Genomic DNA, 23,851 nt, shown 5'->3' with positions numbered 1-23,851 from the left:
CTGGCCCTCGGCGTCGGCCACAGCCGCGGCAGTTCCGTCCGGTTCCCGCCACTCGACCGGGTGCCAGAGCAGGCGCGCGGGGTCGGCCAGCTCGCCGCCCTCGCGGATGGCGAGGATGAAGAGCCGCTCTCGCCTGTGGGGCGCGCCGACTTCCGCCGCCGTGAAGAGGCCTGCCGCAAGGCGGTAGCCCATGCCGACCAGTCCGCTGGCGACTTCGGGGAAACCGAGGCGGAGATGATGGGCGACATTCTCGAGGAAGACGAAAGGCGGTTCGACCTCGCCGATGATGCGGGCCACATGCGGCCAGAGGTGTCGCGGGTCGTCCGCGCCCCGGCGCTTGCCCGCGACCGAGAACGGTTGGCACGGATAGCCCGCAGTGACGATGTCCACCGCGCCGCGCCAAGGGCGGCCGTCGAAGGTTCCAACGTCGTCCCAGACAACAGCCTGATCCAGGGACGCGTCTTCCATCCGCGCCACGAGAGTGGCTGCGGCGTAGGTTTCCCGTTCGACATGGCCCACAGCACGATATCCGGGGATGGCGATGGCGAGCCCGAGGTCGAGCTTGCCCGCGCCCGAGCAGAGGGAGAGACCGAAGAGGCATGCGTCTCCGGCTCCGGAAGTGCGTCCGGAGGAAGGTAGAGCCAAGTCATGCATGTCACGCGGCGGCTTCGGGTTGGTGTTCGGGTGCGGCCGGGGTTTCGCCCAGCCGCTCGGCCTTCACCGCGGCAAAGGTGCGGCCATCGCCATCGAGGATCGCGTCCTTGCCGGTCTCGGCCTGCCAGCGTTCCACGGCGACATCGACGTAAGCCGGGCTGATTTCCATCGCGAAGACCCGGCGGCCATTGGCCTCGCCAGCCATGATCTGTGAGCCGGAGCCCGAGAATGGCTCGTAGCAGAGCCCGCCCCGCGCAACATGCTGGCGCATCGGGATCCCGAAGGCGTCGAGCGGTTTCGGTGTCGGGTGGTCGGGGCGCTCGTCCTTGGCAAAGGACGGCATCTCCCAGGTCGAGGGCAGCGTCTGCTCCGCCACCTTTGGCGGGCGGTTGGGACGCCGCCAGCCCATGAAGCAGGGCTCGTGCTTCCAGAGGTAATGCGAGCGGGTAAGAACCCCGCGGTCCTTCACCCAGATGATCTGCTGGTGCACGAAGGCGCCTGCCTTCTCCCAGCAGGCTTCCAGCATCGCCTGACGGCGTGACGCGTGCCAGCAATACCAGGCCGCATCCTCGGTGATCGCCTCGGCCACGGCCGCTGCGATGAAGCCGTCATAGAGCTCGGCGCCTTGCGAACTGTCATCCCAGGTGACGCCATAGGACTGCGACCAGTCCTTGTTCCGCGTCGGATGGTTGGAGCCGTCGTAATCGACGAGGTATGGCGGGTCGGTCGCGAAGAGGATCGCGCGTTCGCCATCCATCAGGCGTCGCACGTCGTCGTGCGAGGTCGAGTCGCCACACAGCAACCGATGATCGCCGAGGATCCACAGATCGCCCCTGCGCGACGCCGGATTGCGCGGGGGTTCGGGGATGGTCACCGGCGGCACGGAGCCCCCGGCGCCACCTTCTTCACCGTCCCCCTCCGGCGCGAAGGCCAGCAGCTTGTCGAGTTCGCCGTCAGAAAACCCGACCAGCGACAGGTCGAAATCATCGGCCAGGAGGTCGTTCAGTTCCGCCGACAGCAGCGCCTCGTCCCAGGTGCCAAGCTCCGTCAGCTTGTTGTCCGCGATGCGATAGGCCCGCCGCTGCGCCTCGGTCAGATGACCCAGCACGATCACCGGCGCCTCTGTCAGCCCCAGCTGCGTCGCGGCCAGCACGCGCCCGTGGCCCGCGATCAGCTCGCCATCCTCGGCGACGAGGCACGGCACGGTCCAACCGAACTCGGCCATGCTGGCGGCGATCTTCGCGACCTGGTCCGCGCCATGCGCCTTCGCGTTCTTCGCGTAGGGCTGGAGGCGCGACAGCGGCCACGTCTCGATCGCGTCCGGGGCGAAGTTCAGCGTCATGGTGGGCAAGGTTCCTCGGTCGGGTGGATGCCGGTGGCTTCCGGACTCCGGATGCCGGGCTGGACTCCACACGGGGTCCAGCGGCTACCAGCGGTGTCCGGTCGGAAGGCCAGCGTTCATTGGTGTTTGCGCGGGGTGTGAGTGGGTCCGGCTTCCGGGTGGCTTCCCAAAAAACCGGCCCTGTCGCTGGCGATGTCCCGCGCTTCGCCCGCCAGCATAGGATTCCGGCCCGGAAGGAACCGCGACCTCGGTGGCGGCGGCGGACAGCGGCCCGCAAGGAAAGGATAAGCGCCTTTCCTTTGCCAACGGACACGCCAACGAAAGGATGGTTTCGTTCGGGTCCGCGCTGCGCGCGCCTCTCCCGAGCTTATCCGGAACCTAGCCCGCGAGCCGGTTTTCTGTCCCGTCGAAATGTGTCCGCCGCACACCTTCCCCGCTGGCGCGCAGGTTTACGCGCCACCAGCCAGCTCGATCACGTGCCGCTTCGACAGGTTGCGGTTGAACCGACGCCGGTTGAGCCGCAGCGAGATGACGCAAAGCCCGTAGAGCCAGTGCTGGTGGGCGGCCGAACGTTGCAGTCCGACCGTCCAGCAGATGGTCTTCCACCGCTCGCCATGGGCGCGCATCCAGACGATCTTGCCATCGACGGGGTCGAGGCACGCGGTCCAGGTAAGCGTCTCCTCCATCCGGCTGATCGCCTGAGGCGAGGGCAGAACGCGCATGGGCTTCGGCTCCTGGCCCACCTTGTCGGCGAAGGAGTGGACGATCTCCGGCCAGGTGCTGAAGTAGCCCCGCCGTCGCGGCTCGGGCAGGCGCTTGAGCACGTAGGCCGCCTCGGCGAGACGGGCCTCGACGATGGACGGGGTCCACTTATCCATGGCGCCCTCCCTCGTCGGAGGGGGGCGGCCCGTAGAGCTTTTCACCCAGCTGTCGGACGAGTTCCCGTTCCGGCCATGTCAGGCGCGCGTCCTCAAGCGAGACGGCGAGCAGACCCTGCTCGCGCCAGCCCTCGCGCTTCACCTGTTCCGGATCCCGGCGATGGCCGCCGTAGCCCTTGGGATGCCACCTCATGCGACACCCCCGTTCGTCTCGATCACCCAGAGCAATAGCGCAATGGCATCGGCCTCGTTGTCGTCGGCGGGGCTGAAGCCCCGGGCCCGTGCGGATGCGATCATCGCCTCCTTCGGCGCATTGCCCTTGCCGGTGGCGTGACGCTTGATCGTGCCGACGGGAACGCCGGCATAGGGCACGCCCCGCAGTTCCGCCCACGCGGTCAGCGTGGCCATGAGCCCGCCATAGACGTGGGCCGCATCGGTTCCGGCGTGGCGGCGCACCTCCTCGAACCAGATCGCGGCGATCGGCCCCGACAGCCGGTCGATCTCGGTGAGCCAGCCCGTGAAGCGCAGGTAGCGCATGCCGCCGCCGTCATAACGGCCGGGCCTGAAGCTCGCGGTCCCGCTGGTGATCAGCCCGTCCGGCGCGCGCAACGCCCAGCCGGTGCTGGTGCCGAGATCGAGCGCGAGAATGCAGCGGTCTGGAGTGCCGACGGCCATGGCAGACGCGTCGGCGATGGGATGGGATCGGTCCATGACGACCTCCTCTTCGATTGGGAGGCTCGGGCGATGCGTCAGCCTGGTGAGGGCCGTCCGCCCGCCCGGACCCGGATCGCGGGGTCTGGTCATGGTCACGATGTCGATGCCGGGGGCGCCCGGCACATCCTTCATCGGCTTCAACCCCGGTCCTTGAAGGAAGCCGGAGCGCAAGCCACTGGAAACACGAGAGTATGTATGTTCTTTCATTATTTCATTCATTTCATGGGGTATGTCTCCTTCTTCCATCCGCGCGCACGCGCGAGAGGACAGGGTGCTCTGCGTGAAATATTGAAAGAAGTCCGAGGCGCCGGATTGCCATTGTAGGTCAGGCGCTTGCGCGCCGACTTCCTTCAATTGAGGAAAGGGGCTGGCTGAATGAAGCATGTCCTGCCCCTCACCGTGCCACCTGGAAGATCATGGCACGGCGGCCGCCCGTCTCCCGCATCGCCGTGGTGACATCGCCGCTCTCGATCAGGGTGAGCAGGATGTCGTCGCGATCCCGTGCACGGATCCACTGCGAGGCGCGGGTGATCTCGGACTTGGTGATACCCCCTGCCCCTGCCTTGCGGATGATCTCGCGTAGTCGCTTGACGTTGGCCTCGGTCTCCGTGTCGGCGACATGGCGTTCGACGGCCTCGATGGTGCGCCTCGCGTGATGGCGCACGAAGTTGATCGCCCAGACCGCATCCTCGATCCGGATCGACGGGGCGTGTGGATCGCGCCCCACCGCCACGATCAGCGCGAGCTTGGCGGCGTTCTCGGCCACCCGGGCAAGGATCGAGGTGTAGGGCGTGCCCGCGGCGGCGCGGAGCTCGGCCGTGATGTCGATGCTGAGCGCGCTGAACCGGGTGCGCGCATCGTCGGACATCGGCACGACCATGGGATCCACGGCCGTCTCAGACCCGGCCGTCCGCCCGGTCAGGTTACCGGCCAAGCGCCCTCCGCCCGCCGCCACGCGCTGCAAACCCTCGATCAGCGCGCAGGGCGCCTGGCGCAGACCGGCGGTCAGATTCTCATCGGGATAGTCCTCGTCGCTCGGCAGGATCAGGAAGCGCGCAAGCGAGCCGTCCACCACATTGGCGCCCTGCAGCGCTCCCCAGAAATGCAGCGGCGTCGTCGTGCCGTAGACGCAGAGGCAGGGCTGGACGATGTCGCGCCGCTCGTTCGAGCCGTCCCGGTTGGCGTATTCCGCGCCGAGGAAGATCCCGGCGGCGGCGGTGTAGAGCTCGGTCATGTTGTCGAGGATCTCGGTGATGTGGCGCGGGCTGCGCTTGCGGTCGGCCGCCGCCGCGAGGAACATGCCGAACTCGTCGATCTGGAAGAGGATCGCGGGCTGGCGGTGCAGTGCAGTCAGAAGGCCCGCACCGGAGGCGATCTTGTTGCCGCCTAGGTGGTGCGCGAGCCCCGCCTCGAAGAAGACCTCGTTGACGACCTCGCGGGCGTGGTTCTTGCCCGAGCCGCTGTCGGCGATGCCGACGACATAGAGGTTCGAGCGCAGGTTGCTCTCGGTCCGGTATCGCCGCCCCATAAGCGTGCCCAGCGCGCAGAGGCTTGCGCCAACCGCAAGCAGCGGCTGCGGGCGCCGGGCGGTGTCGATCATGTACCGGGCGAGATCGCCCACCAGCCCGTCCGGGATCGTCAGCGCGAATCCCGGCGTCGCCTTGGGAGGCGGCGACTTCGGCTGCGCCAGCCGCGCGATGAGGCCTGCGGCCGGATGAGCGCCGGTGTCTGCCGACAGGCTTCCGTCGAGCATGAGCTCGGGTTCGGGCTGCCAGCCGCGCTCCATGGCCAGGTGATAGATCGTCCCCGCGCCGATCCGCTCGGGCTTGAAGCTCGCCCATGACTTCGCGGTGTAGGCCGGGTCGTTCTTGGCCGCCTGCGCGGACCACTCGTCGAAAAGCGGCGCGCCCTGATCGCCAAGCGCGCCCTTCAGCGCCATGCCAATACGCATCCAGCTGTCGTAGTCGAGGTCCGTATTGGGCAGCCATGCGAGCGCGCTGCGGATCGCCGCCAGCGTGCCAGCCTGCGAATGCGATGGCAGGCAGGGTTGGCCGGCCCCGTTCGCGCCATTGGCAGCGAGGCTCTTCGGCCGCATCTCCGGCGGGATGAACGCCAGTGCCTCCTCGATGAACGTCGCTGCCTGCGCGGCATCGATGGCGGGCAGGCTCTCGATATCGAGGTCGGCCAAGCCCTCGTCCGGCCAGGCATAGGGCTGGCCGGTGTCGGGATGATCGGCATAGGCCACGAACTGCTGCCCGAGGCAGAGCATTTCCAGAGGCGCGCGCCGGATCCCGGCGAAGGGCTCGGTCGTGCGATAGACGAGAAGCCGCTTCGGCGGCTTGCCGATCCTGAGCGCCGGCGTGTCGCCCAGCCGCTCGCGCGCCAGCCGCTCGATGCGCAGCGCCAGCTCGCCATCCTCGGCGATGTCGATATCGAGCGCGGCGACCGCGCCGCCGACGACGCCGACGCCGCAGCCGGGCCAGGTCGACCAGGTCGCGACCTCGAACTCGGTCGTCGCGCGGGTCGCATGACGGTTCCACTGCGGGTAGTCGTGCCAGACCGCGCGGGCGAACTGGCCGGGTTTCTTCGTGCCGGGCGCGATCGGCAGGATCGCGTAGCCGTTGGTCAGGAGTCGCGCGCCGACGCGCGCCATCCACGAGATGTCCGCCATCAGAAGGGCACCTCCGGGATCATGCCGTCGAGCCGGGCGCGGTCCTTCGCCGCCAGATCGCGCAGGTGGTCGCAATAGCCGGTGACGATCACCTCGACGAAGGTGTCCCACTCCTCCTCGCTCAGCAGGGCGAGATCGGTCCGGCCGAGGCTGTCGAGATAGGCGCCGCCGGCCTTGCCGCCCTCGACCATGGCCGCCGTCTCGTTCGGGGTCGGATCGATCATGCCCGACCTCCGGTGGCAGATGTCCTGGCAAACCCGGCTGCAGAGGTCTCTGCGGCTCGTGTCGCGCCGCGGGTCGGAGACGCGGAAGCGCGCGTCGAACCAGCCCCAGCCGCGGGGTTCTCGGTGGCAGACGGCGCAGAGCCCGGCACGGCTGTAAGGCATGGGGCGAACCTGTAGGCGGTGATTTCGGTGAAGCGGCCCGCGGGGCGGACGGCGATCTCGGTGGGGCGGCGCAGCCGGTCCGCCAGCAGGAGCGCCTCGTCGACGGACTCGGGCACCTCCAGCTCGGGCGCCCGTTCGCACCACCAGCTCGCGGCCTTCCGGCGCGGATAGCCCTCGTGCTCGAAGCAGATCCATTCGGTGTGGAAGGCGAGACCGCAGCGGTAGGTCACCTTCAGCGAGACCCGCCCGCCGCGCTTCTCGTGGCGGCTGTAGGTAACGTCGGTGACGCGGACCCATTGCGGCTTGCCCGAGGACAGAACCTCCAGCGTCGACGCGGTGGGCTCAAGCTTCACCTCGCGGCCGGGGAACTCGAAGCCGCAGCCGGGACATTCGAGAGCCGCGATGGCCACGATGGTCCCGCATTCGGGGCAGATCTTCGTGGGGGGCGGCCCGTCGCCCGGACCGCCCGGCCGCTTCGGCCGCACCAGATCGATGGGGCCATGCCGGCGGACATTGCCCGCGAAATCGAGAACGAGGCAGTTTTCCTTGCCCTCGGCGAGCCGCGTGCCCCGTCCGGCCATCTGGACGTAGAGCCCGGCCGACTTGGTGGGCCGCAGCATGGCGATCAGGTCAACGGCCGGCGCGTTGAAGCCCGTCGTCAGCACGCCCATGGAGGCCAGCGCCCGGATCTCGCCGCGCTTGAAGGCGGCGATGATCGCGTCACGCTCGTCCTTTGGCGTCTTGCCGAAGATGGTGGCGCAGCTGACCCCGCGGCGGCGGAACTCCTCGGCGACATGGGTGGCGTGGCGGACGCCCGAGCAGAAGGCCAGCCAGGACCGGCGCGGCTCGCCATGCGCGATCACCTCGGCCACGGCCGCGCGCGTGATGGCGTCCTGGTCGACCGCGTCCTCGAGATCGCGCGCGATGAACTCGCCGCCCCGCGATCCCACGCCCGTCACGTCGAGCCGGGTCTTGGTCTGCTTCGAGATGAGCGGGGAGAGGTAGCCCTGATCGATCAGGTCACGGACCGACACCTCGTAGGCGATGTCGGTGAAGAGCGCGTTCTCGCCCTCGTGCAGCATGCCGCTGTCGAGCCGGAAGGGCGTCGCCGTCAGCCCGATCACCTTCAGCGCGGGGTTGATCGCCTGCAGGTCGGTGAGGAAGCGGCGATACATGGTGTTCGACCGGCCGGGGATCAGATGGGCCTCGTCGATCAGCACCAGATCGGCATGGCCGATGCGCGTCGCCTTGTCGTGGATGGACTGGATGCCGGCGAAGAGGATCCGGGCCCGCGCATCGCGGCGGCCGAGTCCGGCCGAGTAGATGCCAGCCGGCGCCTCGGGCCAGAGCCCCAGCATCTCCGCATGGTTCTGCGCGATCAGTTCGCGGACATGGGTGACGACGAGCACGCGCTGATCGGGCCAGGCCTTGAGCACGCCGTCAATGAAGGCGGCCATGACGAGGCTCTTGCCGCCGGCCGTGGGGATCACGACGAGCGGGTTGCCGCTCTCCTTCTCGAAATAGCCGTAGATCGAGGTGATCGCGGCCTGCTGGTAGGGGCGCAGGGTCAGCATGCGGCGGCCTCCTTCTCGCGGGCGTCGTTGGTCCAGGGGGAGCCGTCACTCATGCGGTAAGCGACGAAGTCCTCGCCTGCGTCGGTCACCTCGCCGGGGACGAGATCGGGGATGAACAGGTGCCGGCCGCAGGCGCGACGCTGGTCGGCGGGCTCAAGCAACCGGTCGTGGCGCGCGCAGTGCCAGCCGCCTTCGACGGGCGTGGAATGCAGGCAGGACCGGCAGGTGACCGCCGCGGCACCCTCGCCGTGGCAGAGCCCGTGGTGGTCGCAGAACCGGCATTCGAACCAGGCGGGATCCGCGCTTATCCGCTCGGGCGGGTGCTGGGCGAAGATGATCCGGCCCGCCTTCTCCAGCAGGCGTTCGCCCGTCTCGGGGTCGGCCGGGACGCGCTCGATGTGCAGCGCGTCCGTGTCCTTGCAGACCGCGACGTAGAGCGCCCGCGTGATGCCGGTCAGGTGCATGTAGATTTGCATCTGCGCGGCGTGCTGGGGCTTGGCGAGCGCGACGCCCTTGCCGACGAGCTCGGCAAAGCTCTTCGCGGAGTGCGTCTTGAACTCGACGACGTGCCAGGTTTTCGGCGCTTCCAGCAGGCCGAGGGCGACGGCATCGAGCGATCCGCCGAAATGCCCGCCATGGGCCTCGACGCGGAACTGCCGTCCGGTTTCGGGATCGACCTCCAGCACCGTCGCCCCGGTGGCGCGCAGATCGCGGACGAGCCGGGCCTCTTCCAGCTGGCCGGTCTCGAACAACCGTAGGATGCGACCGGTGTGCCGCGCCGGCGTCGCCCAGCGGAAATCGTACCAGAGCGCCCGGGCGCAGGGCTTGCCGATCAGCGAGGCGCCAAGATGGTCGCGGAAGCCGTCGCCCTGCCGGGCCTCGTAGGAGGCGTAGATCGCGGACAGCGTCGGCGTCGGGGGTTCGGGGAGATCGGCCATCAGCATGCCTCCTCCCGCTCGAGCCGCGCCCGCGCCTCAGCCAGCACCGCCGTCCAGGCGGCGCTGTCATGGCGTTCGCGCAGGACGGCGATGATCATGTCCTTGAGACGTTCGCGCCGGCGGCGGCCGCCATGACGGGCGACGATCTCGGCGCGCTCGCGGTTGAGGTGGCGCAGCGCCGTGCGCGCGCGGTGAAACCAGTCGGGGTCGATCGGCCTGGCCGTCCGCTGCCGCGCCAGATCCGCGGTCGCGATCTGCGTGCGGATCTTCGCGATGGCGTCCTCGATCTCGATCAGGCGCTGGGTGTCGTCAGGCAGGCCGGGGGCATTCGCGGCCACGCAGGCCGCGTCGGTGGTGTTCGTCATGAACTGTCTCTCAGGTCTGGCGATGTCCGGGCCGCGAGCCGAGTCTCAGCCCGCGGCGGCCGAGGGCGTCAGCTCTTGCGGTTCCAGGGCGCGGTGGCGGGGCGAGCAGGCGCCGACTGCGGGGGCGCGCTGGCCGGATGCGTGGCGGCGGGCCTCGGCGGGGTCGCCTGCGCCGGGGATTCCGGCACCAGGTAGCGGATCGTGTTGCGCTCGCCGTAGCCGTCCTTCGGGGGCTTCACGCCGACCTGGATCGTCATCGGGATCAGGTGCAGCTCCTCGCTGTCGTTCACCTGCAGCTTGCCTGTGGCGTGGCAGATCGCCGACAGCGTGCGCTGTGCGATCTCGACCGTGGTCGGGTTGGCGTTCACGAGGTTAAGCTGGTCGAAGACCTTGCGGCCCTGCTGCGGCCCCTCGAGGATGTCGAGCATCAGCCAGAGATACTTCCCCATCCCGTTCTTCGTGACGCGCATCTCGCTCTCGACGATCTGGGCGCGGTACTTGCCCGCGGGCAGGATCTCGTAGGCGGTGGTGGGCTCGATGCCGGCGGCGTCAAAGGCGGTGTCGAAACGTGCCATCGTTCTGTCCTTTCGGTCGTATCAGGCGGATTGGGGCATGGCGGCCAGGAACTCCGACCACTCGAGCGGGAGGGTTTCCGGCAGGCCGTAGCGGTTCTTGGCGAGGAAGGCGGGGCGCTCCTCGGTGTGCATGACGCGCGCACCGGACCCGAGCGCCCGGGTCACCTTCTTGTTGAAGCCGACGTCGGACTTGCTGACCGAGATCCGGTAGTTGGCGAAGAGCACGACGTCCGAGTGTTCCTGCAGCAGCGCGGATGCGCGGGCCTGCAGCTTGATCACGTACCGGTCGTAGGGTTCGTGCTCTGGGCTGTCGAACCGCTTGATGTCGGTATGGGCGATCTGGATGACCGCCATGCCCTTCCGGTCGCGGAGCGCGTTCAGCCTGTCGATGTACTCGCGCCAGATGGTCAGCGCCTCGGCGTAGCCCTTGCCGAAGCCCGGGCTTTCGATCGACTGCCAGCCGTTGCGCCGGCAGGCCTCGGCCCAGATCAGCGGCTCCAGCCAGTCCACGCTGTCGACCACCACCGTGGAATAGGGATGGTCCTCGTCGAGCAGCGCGTCGAGCGCCTCCGCGACCTCCGCGTAGCTCGTCGCCAGCGGGAAGTGCGGCACCTGCAGCTTGCCGAGACCGTCCTCGGTGAGGACGAATACGGGGCTGTCGGCGGACGCGGCGAAGGTGGATTTGCCGATGCCGGCGACGCCGTGGATCAGGACGCGCGGCGGGCGCAGCACCGTCGAGGTTTGCAGGGATGCGAGCGAGATGGCCATCAGCGCGCCTCCTCGCCGAGCAGCAGCTGGAACTTCGGCTTGCCGGTGCGGACCGTGCGCGCGGGCTCGAACTCCTGGCGGATGTCCGTGGGCCAGGCGGTGTACTTGCGCTCGGGCACGCTGAACGCGATGTCGACGTACTCGGCGGGATCGGCGCCATCGGCCCGGATGCGCTCAACCAGGTTGGCGAGCATCGCCTGGTCCCAATCCACGCGCTTGGGGAGTTCGGCGACCACGGTGACCGGGCCGTCCTGCAGCCGGACGGTGCCGGTGTCCTTGCCCTCCGCGTGGCGCGCCTCCTGCGCCTTGTCGCCATACTTCAGCGCGATGGCGCCATCGACCCAGTCGCAGAGGGTCTTCGCGGAGCGCAGCCGCTCGTCGGCGTCCTGCTTCAGGAGCGCCAGCTGGTCGCCGGGAAGATCGGCGATCTCGCCGACCGGCATGGTGGGAAGGTCGTCGAGGGGGATGCGGTTGGGGATCGTCATGGCCGCCCCCCTCACGCCAGCTTCACGGCGGGCTTGTCGGCCGTGCTTGAGCAGTGCCGGTTGGCCTCGTAGGCCTCGACATCCTCGAGCCGGTACACGACCCGGCCGCCGATCTTGATGAAGGCGGGGCCCTCACCGGTCCAACGCCAGCGCTCCAACGTGCGCGGGCTGATCTTCCATCGAGCTGCCAGCTCGACCTGGTTGAGATGCGTGACTGACATCGTCGTCTCCTTCGCGATTGGCCGAATGCCTGCGAAGGACCATCGCCGAGGGCGAGGAAGGGGCCGGGAAGGGGGAAGGAAGGAGCACGGTAAGGAGAGCCACAAAACGCCCCCTGAAAACGGAAAAGGCCGCCTCGTGGGCGGCCTTGGTCAGCTTGAACGGGGGACTCTCAGACTTCGATCCAGCAATTGCCCTCAGCTTCGCGGATGAAGTCGCGCCAGTCGCTTCGGCCGCTGAAGGCGCGGCCGAGGGTCGTCACCTTGGTATCGCGATGCACATGGTCTCCGCCTTGCAAGACCTCGGAGGTGCGCAATACAGGTTTGCCTGCCCAGTAGGCTTCGAAGAGCATCGAGAGGATCTGCCGATGCTTCGGACCCCGGAACCGGTATTCCTTGTCGTGAAACCAGACGATCCCGCAATCCTCCGAATGCTCGATCGGGAATCGGCGCTGACGCTGCCCCGGGAAGATGCGCGCGCCCAAGACCTGCGGTGAGATCGCGAGCTTGCCCGGTGCGCGGAGCACGTCAGTCACACTCATGAAGATGTTGCGCTTGTGGTTGGTGACCGGGATGCGATCGCCCGTGGTCGACGTCAGGATGACCCGGACCTCTTCAGGCGGCCTGCGCTCGAGGAGTGAACCGAGTTTGGTCCAGACGGCTGGATCAGCAAGACGGCGCGCGAACCAGACCGGCACCGGCGACTTCGCGCCCGTCAGCCTGATGGTTCCGACGTCCCAGACGAATCCGTCGATCAAAGGGTTCGGACGCGATGGCCCGGCACGCTCGAAGGCCACCAGCATCTTCGCCAAAACCAGCGGATAGTCGACGGCACAGGCAGCGATCTCCGCCGCCTCGACGGTGATCCAACGACCGACGCTGTCGCGATAACCGTACTGCCCGCGCTCCGGGCACCACTCCGCCGGAATGGGCTCGTCCTCATAGGCATCCATGGCGGCGACGACCGGGATGCGCCCGGTCGCCACCAGCAGCCTGGCCTCGAGCAGCTTGTCCGCTGCCTGAGGCGCCACCTGCCTAAGCGTCGCCACCTGCACCTTGCCGGCGCGGGTTTCCATCGCCTGGAGCAGCAGATCGACAGCCGTCTTAGTCAACGAGATCACCGATGTCGGCGGTGTCGGTCAGGATCCCCCAGCGCCGCAGATACTTCTCGCCGATCAGGCGCTCATGCGGGGTCATGTCCTTGAGGTTGCAGCCATGGGGCATCGTGACAGTGAGCGTCAGGGATTTCCCGCGGCCACCTTCGGGTCCGGGATGGAACTTGATGGTGAACCGGGCGCGCGTGATGACCCAATCCGGCGCCTCGGTCGCGACCGGCATCAAATGCCCCGTGCCACCGATGTCGAGGCCGATCCGCTTCTCGGCCATCTCCCAGATCGTCCGCTCGGCGCCCGACATGGACTCGAGCGTGATCCGCTCGCCGCGCTCCCCCAACTCCATGAAGCGCAGCTCCTTCACGGTGACCCCCATGATCCCGTCCTCGGGATCGGTCGGGAAATCGAAGGGCTTCAGGAGCATGCTCAGGTCGTATTCCCGCAGGGGGATGGGCTTCTCCTTGAAGTCGATCCCGAGCAGATCCCGCGCCATGTACGCGGTCAGGTCCTTCCTGTCTTCCAGCGTGTTGGCGACGACCTCGATGACGCCGGTTTCGGCCTCATACGTCAGGGCCGCCTCGAACACCGGCTTCACGATGCGCCGCGACAGCGTGCTGTTTGCATCGAAGCCCAGCATGTCCTCCGGCCGCCCCTCGCGATAAACTGCGATCTGCACCAGATCGCATTCCTGGTCATCGAGGATGATGCGATGCCGGTCGAAGATATCGACATGGACATGCGGGGTCTCGAAGCGGTCGCGGATGGCCTTGGTAAAGGCTGCAACGGAGATCGGATCGCGGCGGACGGTGCAGTCCTTCTCGACCTCGAAGCCGTTCCACGAGCGCCCCCGGCGCCGTTCGTCGTTGTAGCGGACCTCTTCCGCCAGGCGGAAGCGATCCGGCTCCTTGAGGAACACCCAGAGCGAGCGGTTGTTGGCGCCTTCGAGAGTGTCGAAGAACGCACGGTCCTGCACGACGTTCTGCAGCGCGTTCTGACCCGGTTCATCGGCGAGCGCCGCGACACGGCCGGCGTCGAGAATGACGCGCTGCTTTTCGCCTTCGGACATGCCGTCCACGGCCTTGACCAACGGCTCGACCACGTCTGGCTCGGGCTTGGCCCAGTCGATCGGCGGAAGCGAGGTGAACCCACCGGCCGTGAAGTAGTCCTTCAGGCGGGAGATCGGGGTCTTGCGGAGGAATGCGGTAATGGCGGTCATCGGGGGCCCTTTCGTGCCGGGGAGGAGGAGGAGGATGAGGGAATCAGCGCAGCGATACGCTGGCGTTCGATATCTATCGAACAAGCCATCGTGTCTACTTGCGCGGCACGAAATCGTTCAGCATACCGAACACGCCGCCAGCACCAAGGAATCAAGGATGACTCGATGACCACGTCCCTCGGCGCAAAGATCAAGCGCCACCGCCAGGAGAAGGGATATTCGCTCGACAAGCTCGCCGAGCTCACCGACTCGAGCAAGAGCTACATCTGGGAACTGGAGAACCGCGACACCCGCAAGCCCTCCGGCGAAAAGCTGACGCGCATCGCCCAGGCTCTGGAAGTCACCACAGACTATCTGCTCGACGACACCGCGGAGCCTGGTCATGAGGTTCTGAAGGAGGCGTTTTTTCGGAAGTTCAGCAAGCTGAAGCCGGAGGATCAGGAGAAGATCCAGCAGATGATCGACATGTGGGGGAAGAAGGATTGAGCTTGCCCACGACGCCGCAGGGTTGGGCAATCCGCCTGACGCAGATCCTGTCGCTCCATCAGGCAGCACATCGCCTGCCGCGGTTTCCGGTGGACGTGGCGGCGTTGGCGCAGGATTTCTCGCGACAGGTCTTTCCGGATGCGCCGATCGCGATGGTCGGCGGCCTGAACCTGTCCAAGGGCGTCGAGGGCATGCTCATGCCGCACCCAAACGGCTCTGGCGAATGGGGCATCATCTACAACGGGTCCATCCGGTCCGCCGGGCGGCGCAACTTCACGCTCGCTCACGAGCTGGGCCACTACCTCCTGCATCGGCGAGATTATCCCGGCGGGCTCCAATGCACCAACCGGAACATGGCCGATTGGGATGGTGCCCGGAACAGGATCGAGGCGGAGGCGAACACCTTCGCCTCCTATCTCCTGATGCCGCTCGACGATTTCCGGGCGCAGATCAGGGGACGCGCCATCGACATCGATATGATGACCGAGTTGGCCGATCGCTATGCCGTCTCACTGACCGCGGCGATCCTGAAATGGCTGACCGTCACCGACAAGCGCGCCATGATCGTCGTCGGAAAGGAGGGTTTCATCGACTGGGCCTGGTCGAGCCAGCCCTTGCTCAGATCCGGGATCTTCTACGCCGCGCGGCAAACTGTGATCGAGCTTCCTGCACGCTCACTGGCAGCGCGGGAGGTGGATGCAGACACCGGCCGACATGGTGAGCGTCACGAACCCGGCGTTTGGCTAGGGAACGAATCCGTTAATGAGATGATGGTGTTTTCGCCCAGCAACGAGATGACCATCTCCTTGCTGATCTATCCCGACCGGGCGCCGTCGCGTTGGGAAGCAGCCGAACTCGAGGAAGAGCCAACAGAGGATACGTTCGAAAGGTTCATGGCGGGGAAAGCGGGAGGCTGATGATGAGCCACGTCATCAAACGCCGCAAGAAAGGCCGCCGACTCGGTGCGGACGTCGGCGCAGCCGAGATCGCGATGTCGCTGCATGCCGACTTGGTCGTGAACGGACGACAGGAGAGCTGTGGAGACGGTTGCGGGTAATGAGCCAAGCTCCCAAGAAAGATGTGAAGGCAGAACAGAGCGGCTCCAGTCCGGTCGGGCGCGGGGGTGCCGGCACCTATATTGAGGGCCAGCTTGGCGCCTATTATCTCCTCCAGATGCTCGCTGGCAGCGACGCGCGCGGCCTCCCCAATGCCAGGATCGAGCGGGTGCAGCTTCAGGGCGAGAATGAAGGCTATGCCCTCGATGACCTAATCGTGCACGGTGTTTCGGACAAAGGCACTGCGCTTCTCGAGATCCAGTCGAAACGCACAATCCGCTTTTCGCCCAAAGACCCTATCTTTAAGGGCGTCTGCGAACAGATCGTGCGCAGCAATCCCGCTCAGAAGCCAACGGACCGCCATTTACTGGCGGTTGCGACCCAGCGAACCAGCTATTCTATCTCTGGCCCCTATCAGGACATGCTCGAATGGGCGCATAGAGCGGAAAGCGGCGTTCAATTTTTCGCTCGGTTAGCCCTCCCAGGTGTCGCCAGCGAGGAGATGCGCAGTTTCGCCAAAGCGTTCCGCAGCAATCTTGTGGCTTACGGAGTGGCGGACGAGGACGAAGCCGTCTGGGCCATAATCCGCAGGTTCATGATCCTCGAGTTCGATTTCGAGTCTGCTGCACCGGAGGCGAAGGCCCATGCCCTGACACTGGCCCGTCAGGTCCTCGCGCCGGACGATGCGACACGTGCCGAGGCACTTTGGAGCAATCTCATCGAAATCGTCATCGAGACGGGTAAGGCGGGAGGCTCGATCACGCGCCAAGCGCTCATCGAGAGACTGACTTCGCGCGGCTTCCACCTCGCAGGCGGTCAGAATTTCGCGCTCTCCCGTGCCAAACTGGCGGAAATGTCGCGCCATGCGCTTTCGGAGATCGGGACCAAAGTTGGCGGCGTCAATCTCCCCCGCCTCGGTGCGTTTGCTGATCTTGAGACAGCGCGCAACAAGCATCGCTTCATCGAGATCACCGGCAAACCAGGCGTGGGCAAATCGTCGGTCTTGAGACATCTTGCGGAGCGGATAGGCCGCGAGGGCCATGTCATCGTCCTTGATCCCGTAGGCACGCCAGACGGGGGATGGTCAGCGCTTGCGCAACGTCTCGATATGCGTGGGACCGCCAAGAATTTCCTGTGGGACCTGGCGGCCGGAGGTGGCGGGGTCTTGTTCATTGACGGCCTCGAGATGTTCACGTCCGTCGAGCGCCGCCGCACAGTGAATGACTTGCTGCGCGAGATTGCGGATGTCCCAAGCTTCTCAGTAGTCGTGTCCAGGCGGCCCGATGTCGGCGTCGAAGACACTGACTGGGTCGCCCAAGACGCGCTCGCGAAGTTGGGTACGCCTTGCCAAGTGGTCGTAGACGAGCTGAACGACGACGAGGTTGAAGCTCTGAGCACTGCCGCCCCGGAACTCCGCACACTGCTGTCACGGGATCATCCGGCTGCGAGCATTGCGCGCAATCTCTATCGGTTGGCCCAATTGCTAAAGGTCCCGAGCTCGGCCGACATTCGAACTGAAGCGGCACTCGCCGACCGTTGGTGGAAGAGTGCCGACGGCGCAAAGCCAGATGATGTCCGCCCGTCGCAACGGCTCTTGGCCGAGTTAGCAGAAGCGGCACTGGCAGGACAGGACCTAGTCGAGGCGTCGACGGACACACCGGCACGAGCTCATCTACTGCGTCGCCTGACGCTGTCCGAACCGAGGCGCGACCGTCTCAGCTTCTATCATGACGTGCTGCGCGACTGGGCGATCGGCGCGCGCCTCAATGAAGACATCACGCTGCTCGACAGCGTCGATCTTTCGGTGCCACCTTCGCCACGGGTGGCGCGTGGCATCGAGTTTGCCGGTCGCTTCGCACTCGAAAAGGGACCGGATGGCTCGAACTGGACGGCCCTCCTTGGGGCCCTCTCGCGACCAGGCGCCCATGATGCATGGCGTCGCCAAGCGCTCATGGCGATCGTGCGATCCGAGCTGTCGTCGCAGCTCTTGAACCGCGGCCGCGCGGCATTGCTTGCCGACGGGGGCGCGCTGCTCGTCGAGATCTGTACCGCCATCGTCGCGACCGAAACGATTTCGGCCGCATCCGCCTTCAAGCAGATCGCCGCGAAGGGCGTTGAGCTTCCTGTCGAGGCACCGGGCTCCTTGCGCATCGCCACGACCCTATCGGCGCCCACGGTTCTCATGTGGTGCACTGTGAATGCCAGCGAAATTCCAATGCAAGCGATCGCTGCCATCGTGAAGCTCGCTGAAGTCCAGTCCCTCACAATGATGAGCGTCCGCGAACTCGGGCGGGCAACGGCGAAGATGCTCTTCGGTTGGCTGATGCAGCTCGACTTGCGTGACACCAACATCACGATCGCGGGTGCCGGGGATGCGCCACGGTTAGTACGCCAGTCGCGCATAACGATGATCGAGGACCTTCGGACCATGGCGCTACTTATGGCGTCACACGCGCCAGATGACTCGAAGGCCTATTTGACCGCGGCAGCGGACGAGAACAATCACTACAAGGTCAAGGCGATCCGGCCGTTCAGCAAGGTCTTGGTCGGCGTCGCCCCGTTCGAGCTTGCGGCGCTTATCAAGGCCAGCCTGATCGAACAGCCACGTCGAGGGCACTCGCAGCGGGATTCCTTGGGCCGCGCGTTCGGTTTTGCGGATACCGGCTACATGCCGGCATCGCCAGCGCAGTCCCCTTTTCTCGACTTGCTTGATGCAAACCCCGAGGTCGGGCTCGACCTCATCCGTACACTCGTCGACGCGGCGGTCGAACACAAAACGGGCCGGAAGAAGGCGGGGACGAACGGCTTCACAATCTCCATCGACGGGAAACCTCGATTCTTTCCATGGGTGCGGACATATTTCTGGTCGCGCCCGATGCAGGCGCATGAATATTCCGCTGCATCCGGTCTCATGGCGCTTGAAGCCTGGTCGCAAGAGCGCCTCGACAGGGGAGAAGATGTTGACGCGGTTCTTCGGGACATCTTCGGACCGGAAGGTAGCTGCGCCGCCTATCTGCTGATCGTCCTCGACGTGCTGCTATCGCATTGGCCGGCGACGCGCGATGCGCTCGTCCCGTTTGTGGCTAACCCCAACCTGCTTGCCAACGATCGTACCCGCTTGACGTTGGAGAGGCTTGGAGGCGCGATGATACTGCAGAAGGAGCCCAGAGGCCGCGTCATGCTTGCCGATCTCGCGAAGCGCCAATCGCGCTCCATCTCGCTCGAGCGGCTAATCCCCTATTACCTCAGCGAGGATGACCCCGGGCAGAAGGTGCGCGCCTTATTGGCTGAGGCAGTCAATGAGACTGGCTCATATAGCGACGAAGCGGACTTCGGCGATCCCGCTTTCATGGGATCCTATGCACTCAACATGCTCGACCAAGCGAACTGGGTCGAGGTCGAAGGCGGCTTCGCTTACAAGTCGCCACCGGCTGAGGCCGAGCATCTCGAGCGCCTCGAGGCCCGCCGACAGGCGCATGAGCGTTCCAGCACGATTGAGGCGAGAATTCAGCTGGCTATCAGCGATCCAGCGAAAGGTTCGCCGGATCTGGCGCGAGAAGCCGTCGATTACGCTGCCGGTGATCTGCCCGACTACAGCGATACAGATCACCTCAAGTCACGATCGACGCGGTTGATTTCGACCGCCATGCTTGTTGCGCGGGACGGCGAAGATGCCCTCCTTGACGAGCATGAGGACTGGGTTCGGACCGTGATTGCCACGGCTTTGGCCGAAGAGGTCGACCGCTACGGCTCGAACGAACGGCTGGACTTCCACCGGCCAGCGCAGGGCATATGCTCCCTCATCCATCTTTGGCGGCGGAGGCAGCTTGTTTCGGACCGTAACCACTTGCTTCGCACGGTCGGTCGTCAAGATCACGCCGCCGTAATTGCGATCACCGCAGCGCGCGAGAGCATCAGCGAGATCAACCCGCAACTGATCAAGGCCGCGATGCGTATCGCTTTCACCTCGTGTCGTTGGCGTTGGCATCCCCATGACGAGGACGCGTCTACGAGAGAGACTTACGAGAAGGAGAAGGCGGGACAGGACGCCGACGCGGTTGCCGCGGAGATCGCCTGGCTCGATGGCGGGCTCGAACCAAACTGGCCAGACCTCCCCGAAGAGACGCCGTCGTTCTCGCGTCAGCCTCTTGCGATCCTCTCACCGAGCGGTTCACGCATCGAGATCAAGCATGATGACGCCCCCTTCAGGCGCAGTTCTAGAGAAGCCATTGTTCGCGTCGACGACCAAGAGCTCGCAAAGTGGGTCAGTCTACTCAACGTTGAAGCTAGCGCTCTGCCAAGCTGGTATGGGGAGATTGTTGATGCCTATGCGCTTTGGTCTGCGCGGTTGAACGGTCATGGCTATTCCGCTGATGCCGAGCTGAATCAGACGCCCGACGCATGGAATCATCAGTTCTACTCGTTGGCTGCGTCAGCTTTGATGGACGACGCGCAGGGTCGTTTCGAGTTCATCTTGCAGCCGATCCTCGAGCTGCCCGATCGGTCCTTCTGCGATGTGGCCGAGACGCTCATTCACGCCGCCGATGTCCGTTACTTCAACGAGTCGAACCGGCCGTCAGATCGCGCGCTCGCTCTGCGGCAGCGGCTCGTAACGAGGACGCTCGCGCTGGACCGTTGGTCTTGGGACCGTCGCCGAGGAGACCTCGGGATCGACATCGAAACCGGTCCGACAATCGGCATGCTACTGATGAACCTTCACAATTCCTTCTCCGGTACTAAAACCTATCTAGTTCCCGCCGTGTTTGACCGCGTTGATCCGCTTCTTGAAACGGTGCGCCCCATGATGCGGGGCGGCCCGACAGCCTTCATCGCGCTCTGTACGATGAACACCTTGAACGTCGCGCCAACCGCGCGGCATCTCGACTTCCTCATGTTCGCAGTCGAGACGTGGCTCGAAGTAACGAATGGCGACAGTGCAATGTGGAATGAGCTAGGAATTGGTCGAAAGATCGCTGAGTGGTGCGAAGCGGCGGCGGCCGAGGATCCTTCACTGTATCGTCAGGTTCACCCGTCGCGCAGTCGGATTGACGCGATCCTTGGCCGCCTCGTCAGCCTCGGCGTGTCAGAAGCCCACGAGTTGGAGTTGCAGATCCAGGCAGAAACGCGCTGACGGTCAGAAAGCACCTACGCCGCGGCGCGTCGAGGACTGCGATGAGGCCTGCCGGCGAAAGGCAGCCCGATTTTTCGAAGCAACATGAAAGACTTCGTCCCCTCTTGCTTCCACAGTGCTTCCACGGTGGCTGGAAACGCGAACGCCGCCCCGGAGGGCGGCGCGTAAGTGTTTGATAGCGCGTAGGAATTTGGTTGCGGGGATAGGATTTGAACCTGTGACCTTCAGGTTATGAGTCGTGTCGAACGAACCATGAACAATCGCGCGAAATCGCGAATTGTTGCGCAGTTTCCGCCAGTTGCGAGCCAAGTCCGCGTGGGTGGCCTGCGCGCGGATTGTCAGGATTGCGCAGCGGTTTTTCCCCTCGTGCTTCCACCATGCTTCCATTGGGTGGCGCAATGATGTTCCGGTAGCACGGCAATCAACCGTCCATCCGCGACCAGAAGCAAGTCTTCTTGCCATGCTCCGTCTTCAGGCGCGCGGCATAGGCGTGATGCGGCTCGACCGGTCCGAAGTCCTCGATCCGTCCGGCGAGATCGGCACAGGTCGCCAGGTGCTGGGCGGCATAGCCATAGCGCTTCTGCCTTCCCTCGGTCAGCGTGAAATCGATCATCGCCCGAAGCGCCACTGTTGCGGCGAGCGGATGCTTCTCGGCCAATGTCTCGGCAGCCGGGGCCAGGAATTCGTAGTGATCGCCGTCAACCTCGTCCTGCCGGTCGATCAGCAATCGCGCGGCATGGGCAAGCGCTGGCCAGTTCAGGAAGAAGTCCAGTGCGGCCAGAAGGTCGGCGTGCCCGGCGGCGTGCGCCATCGCGCGCTCCTCGGCCTCGATGTCTTCGAAATCGGGCAGACGCTTCAGATAGGCCCGCAGGTGCTCCCCCGACAGGTCGCGCTCGAAACACGCCCAGCGGAACGCCTGCGCCTCATCCTTCCGATCAAGCGCCTCCAGCACGGCAAGACGCGCGTCCTGCCACTCGGGCGGGATCCAGCGCGCGTCGTTTACCTCGGCCCGCTCGATGAAACCAAGCGCGTCCCCTGCCCTGCCCGCCGCCAGCAGGCGCTGCGCGATCTCGGCCGCGATCTTTGGCACCTTGCGGGTCTTGGGATCGTACTGCGCAATGAAGCCATCGACATCGCCCTGCAAGTCGGCGATGTCCTTCAGCGCCATCTCGACCGTGCTCTGCCGAGCGCGCTCTTCCATCTCGTGGGCATAGCGCGTGCCACCACTGCCCCAGCCGACGGCCTGCCATTCGCTCTTTGGCGGCACCGTCACGGGCGTGCGCCCAAGCTCCTCGACCAGTGCCTTCAGATGCGCTACGCCCTCGGGGCCAAGCGCCGGGGCGATGATGGCGATCAGGCCGTCATACTGGCCAAACCCATTGTCCTGCAGTGCATCAAGAACCTGCCGCGCCAGCGCCTCGGGCACAGCACCTGCCGCCTTGGCCACCTCGCCCAGATCGGCGCAGGCCTGGTGGAAGATGTCGATGACGGTGCCGCTGCTGTCGTCGCAGCGTTCGAACACCGGCGTGGCCAGCCCCATGAACCGCCATAAGAGCGCCAGCGCCTCATCCGGATCATGTGGGGCGATCTGTTCCATGATGGCGCTGCGCTGGGTCTGGAGGTCCTTCACCAGCAGCTTGCGGTTCTGCCAGTTCACGAAGGTCCGCGCCTTTGCGATGCTGGTCAGCCGCTTCGTGATCTCCCGCGCCGCCTCCCTCGGCCCTTTCGCTCCGGCCAAGGCAAGGCGCAGCTTGCGCTTGGCGGCTGCATCGCCCGCGCTGATCTCGATCAGCAGCTGCGCCAGGCGTTCGGCGCCCAGCGCCTCCAGGTTCTTTGCATTGAGGGTGGATTTTGACACCATCGGGATTCCAGTTCTTTTCGCGGACCTTAGCAGCGCGACAGGGCGACCGGAACCTGCGTTCTGATTCGCTCTGGCCAGAGTTTTCGCCCACGACTGCGATTCAGCCCCTGCGCGGCATTACTTGGATTTTCCTTTTTCCACGTAATATCAATGTGTTCGTTGACTAGCCCTCTGCGTTGCGCACTGTGGAAGCCAGTCAACCCGGAAGACCCGCCCATGCCCAAACTCACAAAGCGCATCGTCGATGCCGCAGAAACCCAAGCCGCCGAATACTTCATCTGGGACACCGACATCCCCAGCTTCGGATTGCGGGTGCTGCCAAGCGGGCGCAAAGGCTATGTCGTGCAATACCGCGCCGGGCGCCGGTCCCGGCGCATCAGCCTTGGGCCCAGCACGGTTCTGACCTGCGAACAGGCACGCACCCGCGCCATCACCATCGTCGCCGCCGCGCGCAGCGGGCAAGACCCTGCGGCCGAGCGCGACGCCGGGCGCAAGGCGATCACCATCAAGGAGCTAGCGGAACGGTTCGACAAGGAACACATCGCCATCCGCGTGAAAGCCAGCACGGGGAAGGAGTATCGCCGGAACCTGCAGCGGTTCATCCTGCCCGCTCTCGGTCAGTTGACGGTCACGGGGATTACGCGGGCGGATGTCGCCAAATTCCACCACGACCTGCGCCACATCCCCTATCAGGCCAACCGCTGCCTCGAGGTGATCTCGAAGATGTTCAGCCTCGCAGAGATGTGGGGGCTGCGTCCGGACGGCACCAACCCGCGCAAGCACATCCGGAAGTACCCCGAGCAAAGGCGCGAACGGTTCCTGAGCGCGGCCGAGCTGCGCCGGATCGGCGAGGTGCTGCGCGAGATGGAGGCGGAAGGGGTTGAACTGCCCTCGGCCATCCTCGCCGTGCGCCTCCTGATCCTGACAGGGTGCCGCCTGAACGAGATCATGTCCTTGAAGTGGTCCTATGTCGATCTCGACGTCCCTGCCCTGCGCCTGCCGGATTCCAAGACTGGGGCGAAGGTCGTCCACGTTGGTCAGCCAGTGGCGGACCTGCTGCGGGACGCCCAGCGCATCGACGGCAACCCATGGGTGATCACCGGCACTCTGCCCGGCAAGCCGCTGAGCGATCTGCAACCCTTCTGGCAGCGCGCCCGTGCCCGTGCAGGGGTCAAGGACGTCCGTATCCATGACCTGCGTCACACTTTCGCTTCCACGGCCGTGGCGTCGGGTCAAGGACTGCCGATGATCGGCAAGCTCCTCGGCCATACCCAGGTCCAGACCACGGCACGATACGCCCATCTCGCGGCGGAACCAGTGCGAATGGCTGCCGACGCGGTCGCGCAGAACCTGCGGCAATCCTTGGGATAATTGCGCGCCAACCCTTCCCTTTTCGATTGATCCCCAAGCATCGCGCGGCTA

21 protein-coding genes and 1 pseudogene are annotated in these 23,851 nt (G+C 65.6%); 5 read left to right on the top strand and 17 right to left on the bottom strand.

The window, feature by feature from the left end; translation table 11 throughout:
• Positions 1 to 147 precede the first annotated feature (147 nt).
• The 16 genes and pseudogenes from G8O29_RS18560 to G8O29_RS16060 form a co-directional block, all read right to left on the bottom strand.
• Positions 148 to 654, bottom strand: a pseudogene (locus tag G8O29_RS18560) (DNA cytosine methyltransferase); the annotation flags it as partial.
• Position 655: 1 nt separating this feature from the next.
• Positions 656 to 1,996 carry a site-specific DNA-methyltransferase gene (locus tag G8O29_RS16130; protein ID WP_166404257.1) on the bottom strand — a complete coding sequence of 447 codons (1,341 nt, stop codon included), beginning with the start codon at positions 1,994 to 1,996 and terminating at the stop codon, positions 656 to 658.
• 449 nt (positions 1,997 to 2,445) lie between these two features.
• Positions 2,446 to 2,874, bottom strand: a complete 429-nt coding sequence (locus tag G8O29_RS16125) for a DUF6362 family protein (protein ID WP_166404256.1) — start codon at positions 2,872 to 2,874, stop codon at positions 2,446 to 2,448.
• Entirely contained in the window at positions 2,867 to 3,067 is a 201-nt protein-coding gene (locus tag G8O29_RS16120) for a hypothetical protein (protein WP_166404255.1), read from the bottom strand. The genes G8O29_RS16125 and G8O29_RS16120 overlap by 8 nt, the downstream gene beginning before the upstream one ends.
• On the bottom strand, positions 3,064 to 3,942 hold the full coding sequence (locus tag G8O29_RS18895) for a crossover junction endodeoxyribonuclease RuvC (protein WP_437440813.1): 879 nt from the start codon (positions 3,940 to 3,942) through the stop codon (positions 3,064 to 3,066). The genes G8O29_RS16120 and G8O29_RS18895 overlap by 4 nt, the downstream gene beginning before the upstream one ends.
• Before the next feature lie 40 nt (positions 3,943 to 3,982).
• Positions 3,983 to 6,259 carry a PriCT-2 domain-containing protein gene (locus G8O29_RS16110; RefSeq protein WP_166404254.1) on the bottom strand — a complete coding sequence of 759 codons (2,277 nt, stop codon included), beginning with the start codon at positions 6,257 to 6,259 and terminating at the stop codon, positions 3,983 to 3,985.
• A complete protein-coding gene (locus G8O29_RS16105) occupies positions 6,259 to 6,483 on the bottom strand; it encodes a DUF6511 domain-containing protein (protein WP_021096367.1) in 225 nt (74 codons plus the stop codon). The genes G8O29_RS16110 and G8O29_RS16105 overlap by 1 nt, the downstream gene beginning before the upstream one ends.
• A complete protein-coding gene (locus G8O29_RS16100; RefSeq protein WP_166404253.1) occupies positions 6,480 to 8,219 on the bottom strand; it encodes a DEAD/DEAH box helicase in 1,740 nt (579 codons plus the stop codon). The genes G8O29_RS16105 and G8O29_RS16100 overlap by 4 nt, the downstream gene beginning before the upstream one ends.
• Positions 8,213 to 9,157: a PD-(D/E)XK nuclease family protein gene (locus tag G8O29_RS16095; RefSeq protein ID WP_166404252.1), complete on the bottom strand. Its 945-nt coding sequence runs from the start codon at positions 9,155 to 9,157 to the stop codon at positions 8,213 to 8,215. The genes G8O29_RS16100 and G8O29_RS16095 overlap by 7 nt, the downstream gene beginning before the upstream one ends.
• Positions 9,157 to 9,522, bottom strand: coding sequence for a hypothetical protein (locus G8O29_RS16090; RefSeq protein ID WP_166404251.1), 366 nt, complete (start codon positions 9,520 to 9,522; stop codon positions 9,157 to 9,159). Before G8O29_RS16090 ends, G8O29_RS16095 begins: the two co-directional genes overlap by 1 nt.
• A 68-nt stretch (positions 9,523 to 9,590) precedes the next feature.
• The gene (locus tag G8O29_RS16085) at positions 9,591 to 10,097 is read right to left on the bottom strand and encodes a DUF669 domain-containing protein (RefSeq protein WP_166404250.1); all 507 of its coding nucleotides are present in this window, start codon (positions 10,095 to 10,097) and stop codon (positions 9,591 to 9,593) included.
• A 21-nt stretch (positions 10,098 to 10,118) separates the two neighbouring features.
• On the bottom strand, positions 10,119 to 10,865 hold the full coding sequence (locus G8O29_RS16080; RefSeq protein ID WP_166404249.1) for an ATP-binding protein: 747 nt from the start codon (positions 10,863 to 10,865) through the stop codon (positions 10,119 to 10,121).
• Complete coding sequence (locus G8O29_RS16075) at positions 10,865 to 11,350, bottom strand: hypothetical protein (protein WP_166404248.1); 486 nt, start codon at positions 11,348 to 11,350, stop codon at positions 10,865 to 10,867. Before G8O29_RS16075 ends, G8O29_RS16080 begins: the two co-directional genes overlap by 1 nt.
• An 11-nt stretch (positions 11,351 to 11,361) precedes the next feature.
• Positions 11,362 to 11,571, bottom strand: a complete 210-nt coding sequence (locus G8O29_RS16070; protein WP_021096360.1) for a helix-turn-helix transcriptional regulator — start codon at positions 11,569 to 11,571, stop codon at positions 11,362 to 11,364.
• Positions 11,572 to 11,741: 170 nt separating this feature from the next.
• Positions 11,742 to 12,689 carry a hypothetical protein gene (locus G8O29_RS16065; protein WP_207623909.1) on the bottom strand — a complete coding sequence of 316 codons (948 nt, stop codon included), beginning with the start codon at positions 12,687 to 12,689 and terminating at the stop codon, positions 11,742 to 11,744.
• Positions 12,673 to 13,896 (bottom strand): hypothetical protein, encoded by a 1,224-nt coding sequence (locus G8O29_RS16060; protein ID WP_166404246.1) that lies wholly within the window; start codon positions 13,894 to 13,896, stop codon positions 12,673 to 12,675. The genes G8O29_RS16065 and G8O29_RS16060 overlap by 17 nt, the downstream gene beginning before the upstream one ends.
• A 165-nt stretch (positions 13,897 to 14,061) precedes the next feature.
• On the opposite strand from G8O29_RS16060, the gene G8O29_RS16055 reads away from it, so the two are divergent.
• The 4 genes from G8O29_RS16055 to G8O29_RS16040 are packed head-to-tail and all read left to right on the top strand — an operon-like array spanning position 14,062 to position 20,568.
• On the top strand, positions 14,062 to 14,382 hold the full coding sequence (locus G8O29_RS16055; RefSeq protein WP_166404245.1) for a helix-turn-helix domain-containing protein: 321 nt from the start codon (positions 14,062 to 14,064) through the stop codon (positions 14,380 to 14,382).
• 2 nt (positions 14,383 to 14,384) lie between these two features.
• Positions 14,385 to 15,299 carry an ImmA/IrrE family metallo-endopeptidase gene (locus G8O29_RS16050; RefSeq protein WP_166404244.1) on the top strand — a complete coding sequence of 305 codons (915 nt, stop codon included), beginning with the start codon at positions 14,385 to 14,387 and terminating at the stop codon, positions 15,297 to 15,299.
• A 2-nt stretch (positions 15,300 to 15,301) separates the two neighbouring features.
• Positions 15,302 to 15,439 (top strand): hypothetical protein, encoded by a 138-nt coding sequence (locus G8O29_RS16045; protein WP_166404243.1) that lies wholly within the window; start codon positions 15,302 to 15,304, stop codon positions 15,437 to 15,439.
• Positions 15,439 to 20,568: an NACHT domain-containing protein gene (locus G8O29_RS16040; protein ID WP_166404242.1), complete on the top strand. Its 5,130-nt coding sequence runs from the start codon at positions 15,439 to 15,441 to the stop codon at positions 20,566 to 20,568. The genes G8O29_RS16045 and G8O29_RS16040 overlap by 1 nt, the downstream gene beginning before the upstream one ends.
• Before the next feature lie 421 nt (positions 20,569 to 20,989).
• On the opposite strand, the gene G8O29_RS16035 is transcribed toward G8O29_RS16040, so the two are convergent.
• The gene (locus tag G8O29_RS16035) at positions 20,990 to 22,429 is read right to left on the bottom strand and encodes a DUF6880 family protein (RefSeq protein WP_166404241.1); all 1,440 of its coding nucleotides are present in this window, start codon (positions 22,427 to 22,429) and stop codon (positions 20,990 to 20,992) included.
• A gap of 216 nt (positions 22,430 to 22,645) precedes the next feature.
• On the opposite strand from G8O29_RS16035, the gene G8O29_RS16030 reads away from it, so the two are divergent.
• Positions 22,646 to 23,800, top strand: a complete 1,155-nt coding sequence (locus G8O29_RS16030; protein WP_166404240.1) for a tyrosine-type recombinase/integrase — start codon at positions 22,646 to 22,648, stop codon at positions 23,798 to 23,800.
• Positions 23,801 to 23,851: the final 51 nt, after the last annotated feature.

Source organism: Rhodobacter calidifons, assembly GCF_011174775.1.
Lineage (GTDB): Bacteria > Pseudomonadota > Alphaproteobacteria > Rhodobacterales > Rhodobacteraceae > Tabrizicola > Tabrizicola calidifons.
This window is presented reverse-complemented; position numbering and strand designations above follow the sequence as displayed.

Bases quoted from the DNA above. Each gene is read 5' to 3' on its own strand.
- G8O29_RS16035 (WP_166404241.1), bottom strand. From the start codon at position 22,429: ATGGTGTCAAAATCCACCCTCAATGCAAAGAACCTGGAGGCGCTGGGC.
- G8O29_RS16105 (WP_021096367.1), bottom strand. From the start codon at position 6,483: ATGATCGATCCGACCCCGAACGAGACGGCGGCCATGGTCGAGGGCGGC.
- G8O29_RS16110 (WP_166404254.1), bottom strand. From the start codon at position 6,259: ATGGCGGACATCTCGTGGATGGCGCGCGTCGGCGCGCGACTCCTGACC.
- G8O29_RS16070 (WP_021096360.1), bottom strand. From the start codon at position 11,571: ATGTCAGTCACGCATCTCAACCAGGTCGAGCTGGCAGCTCGATGGAAG.
- G8O29_RS16080 (WP_166404249.1), bottom strand. From the start codon at position 10,865: ATGGCCATCTCGCTCGCATCCCTGCAAACCTCGACGGTGCTGCGCCCG.
- G8O29_RS16125 (WP_166404256.1), bottom strand. From the start codon at position 2,874: ATGGATAAGTGGACCCCGTCCATCGTCGAGGCCCGTCTCGCCGAGGCG.
- G8O29_RS16085 (WP_166404250.1), bottom strand. From the start codon at position 10,097: ATGGCACGTTTCGACACCGCCTTTGACGCCGCCGGCATCGAGCCCACC.
- G8O29_RS16060 (WP_166404246.1), bottom strand. From the start codon at position 13,896: ATGACCGCCATTACCGCATTCCTCCGCAAGACCCCGATCTCCCGCCTG.
- G8O29_RS16090 (WP_166404251.1), bottom strand. From the start codon at position 9,522: ATGACGAACACCACCGACGCGGCCTGCGTGGCCGCGAATGCCCCCGGC.
- G8O29_RS16030 (WP_166404240.1), top strand. From the start codon at position 22,646: ATGCCCAAACTCACAAAGCGCATCGTCGATGCCGCAGAAACCCAAGCC.
- G8O29_RS16120 (WP_166404255.1), bottom strand. From the start codon at position 3,067: ATGAGGTGGCATCCCAAGGGCTACGGCGGCCATCGCCGGGATCCGGAA.
- G8O29_RS16040 (WP_166404242.1), top strand. From the start codon at position 15,439: ATGAGCCAAGCTCCCAAGAAAGATGTGAAGGCAGAACAGAGCGGCTCC.
- G8O29_RS16055 (WP_166404245.1), top strand. From the start codon at position 14,062: ATGACCACGTCCCTCGGCGCAAAGATCAAGCGCCACCGCCAGGAGAAG.
- G8O29_RS16075 (WP_166404248.1), bottom strand. From the start codon at position 11,350: ATGACGATCCCCAACCGCATCCCCCTCGACGACCTTCCCACCATGCCG.
- G8O29_RS16095 (WP_166404252.1), bottom strand. From the start codon at position 9,157: ATGGCCGATCTCCCCGAACCCCCGACGCCGACGCTGTCCGCGATCTAC.
- G8O29_RS16130 (WP_166404257.1), bottom strand. From the start codon at position 1,996: ATGACGCTGAACTTCGCCCCGGACGCGATCGAGACGTGGCCGCTGTCG.
- G8O29_RS16100 (WP_166404253.1), bottom strand. From the start codon at position 8,219: ATGCTGACCCTGCGCCCCTACCAGCAGGCCGCGATCACCTCGATCTAC.
- G8O29_RS16045 (WP_166404243.1), top strand. From the start codon at position 15,302: ATGAGCCACGTCATCAAACGCCGCAAGAAAGGCCGCCGACTCGGTGCG.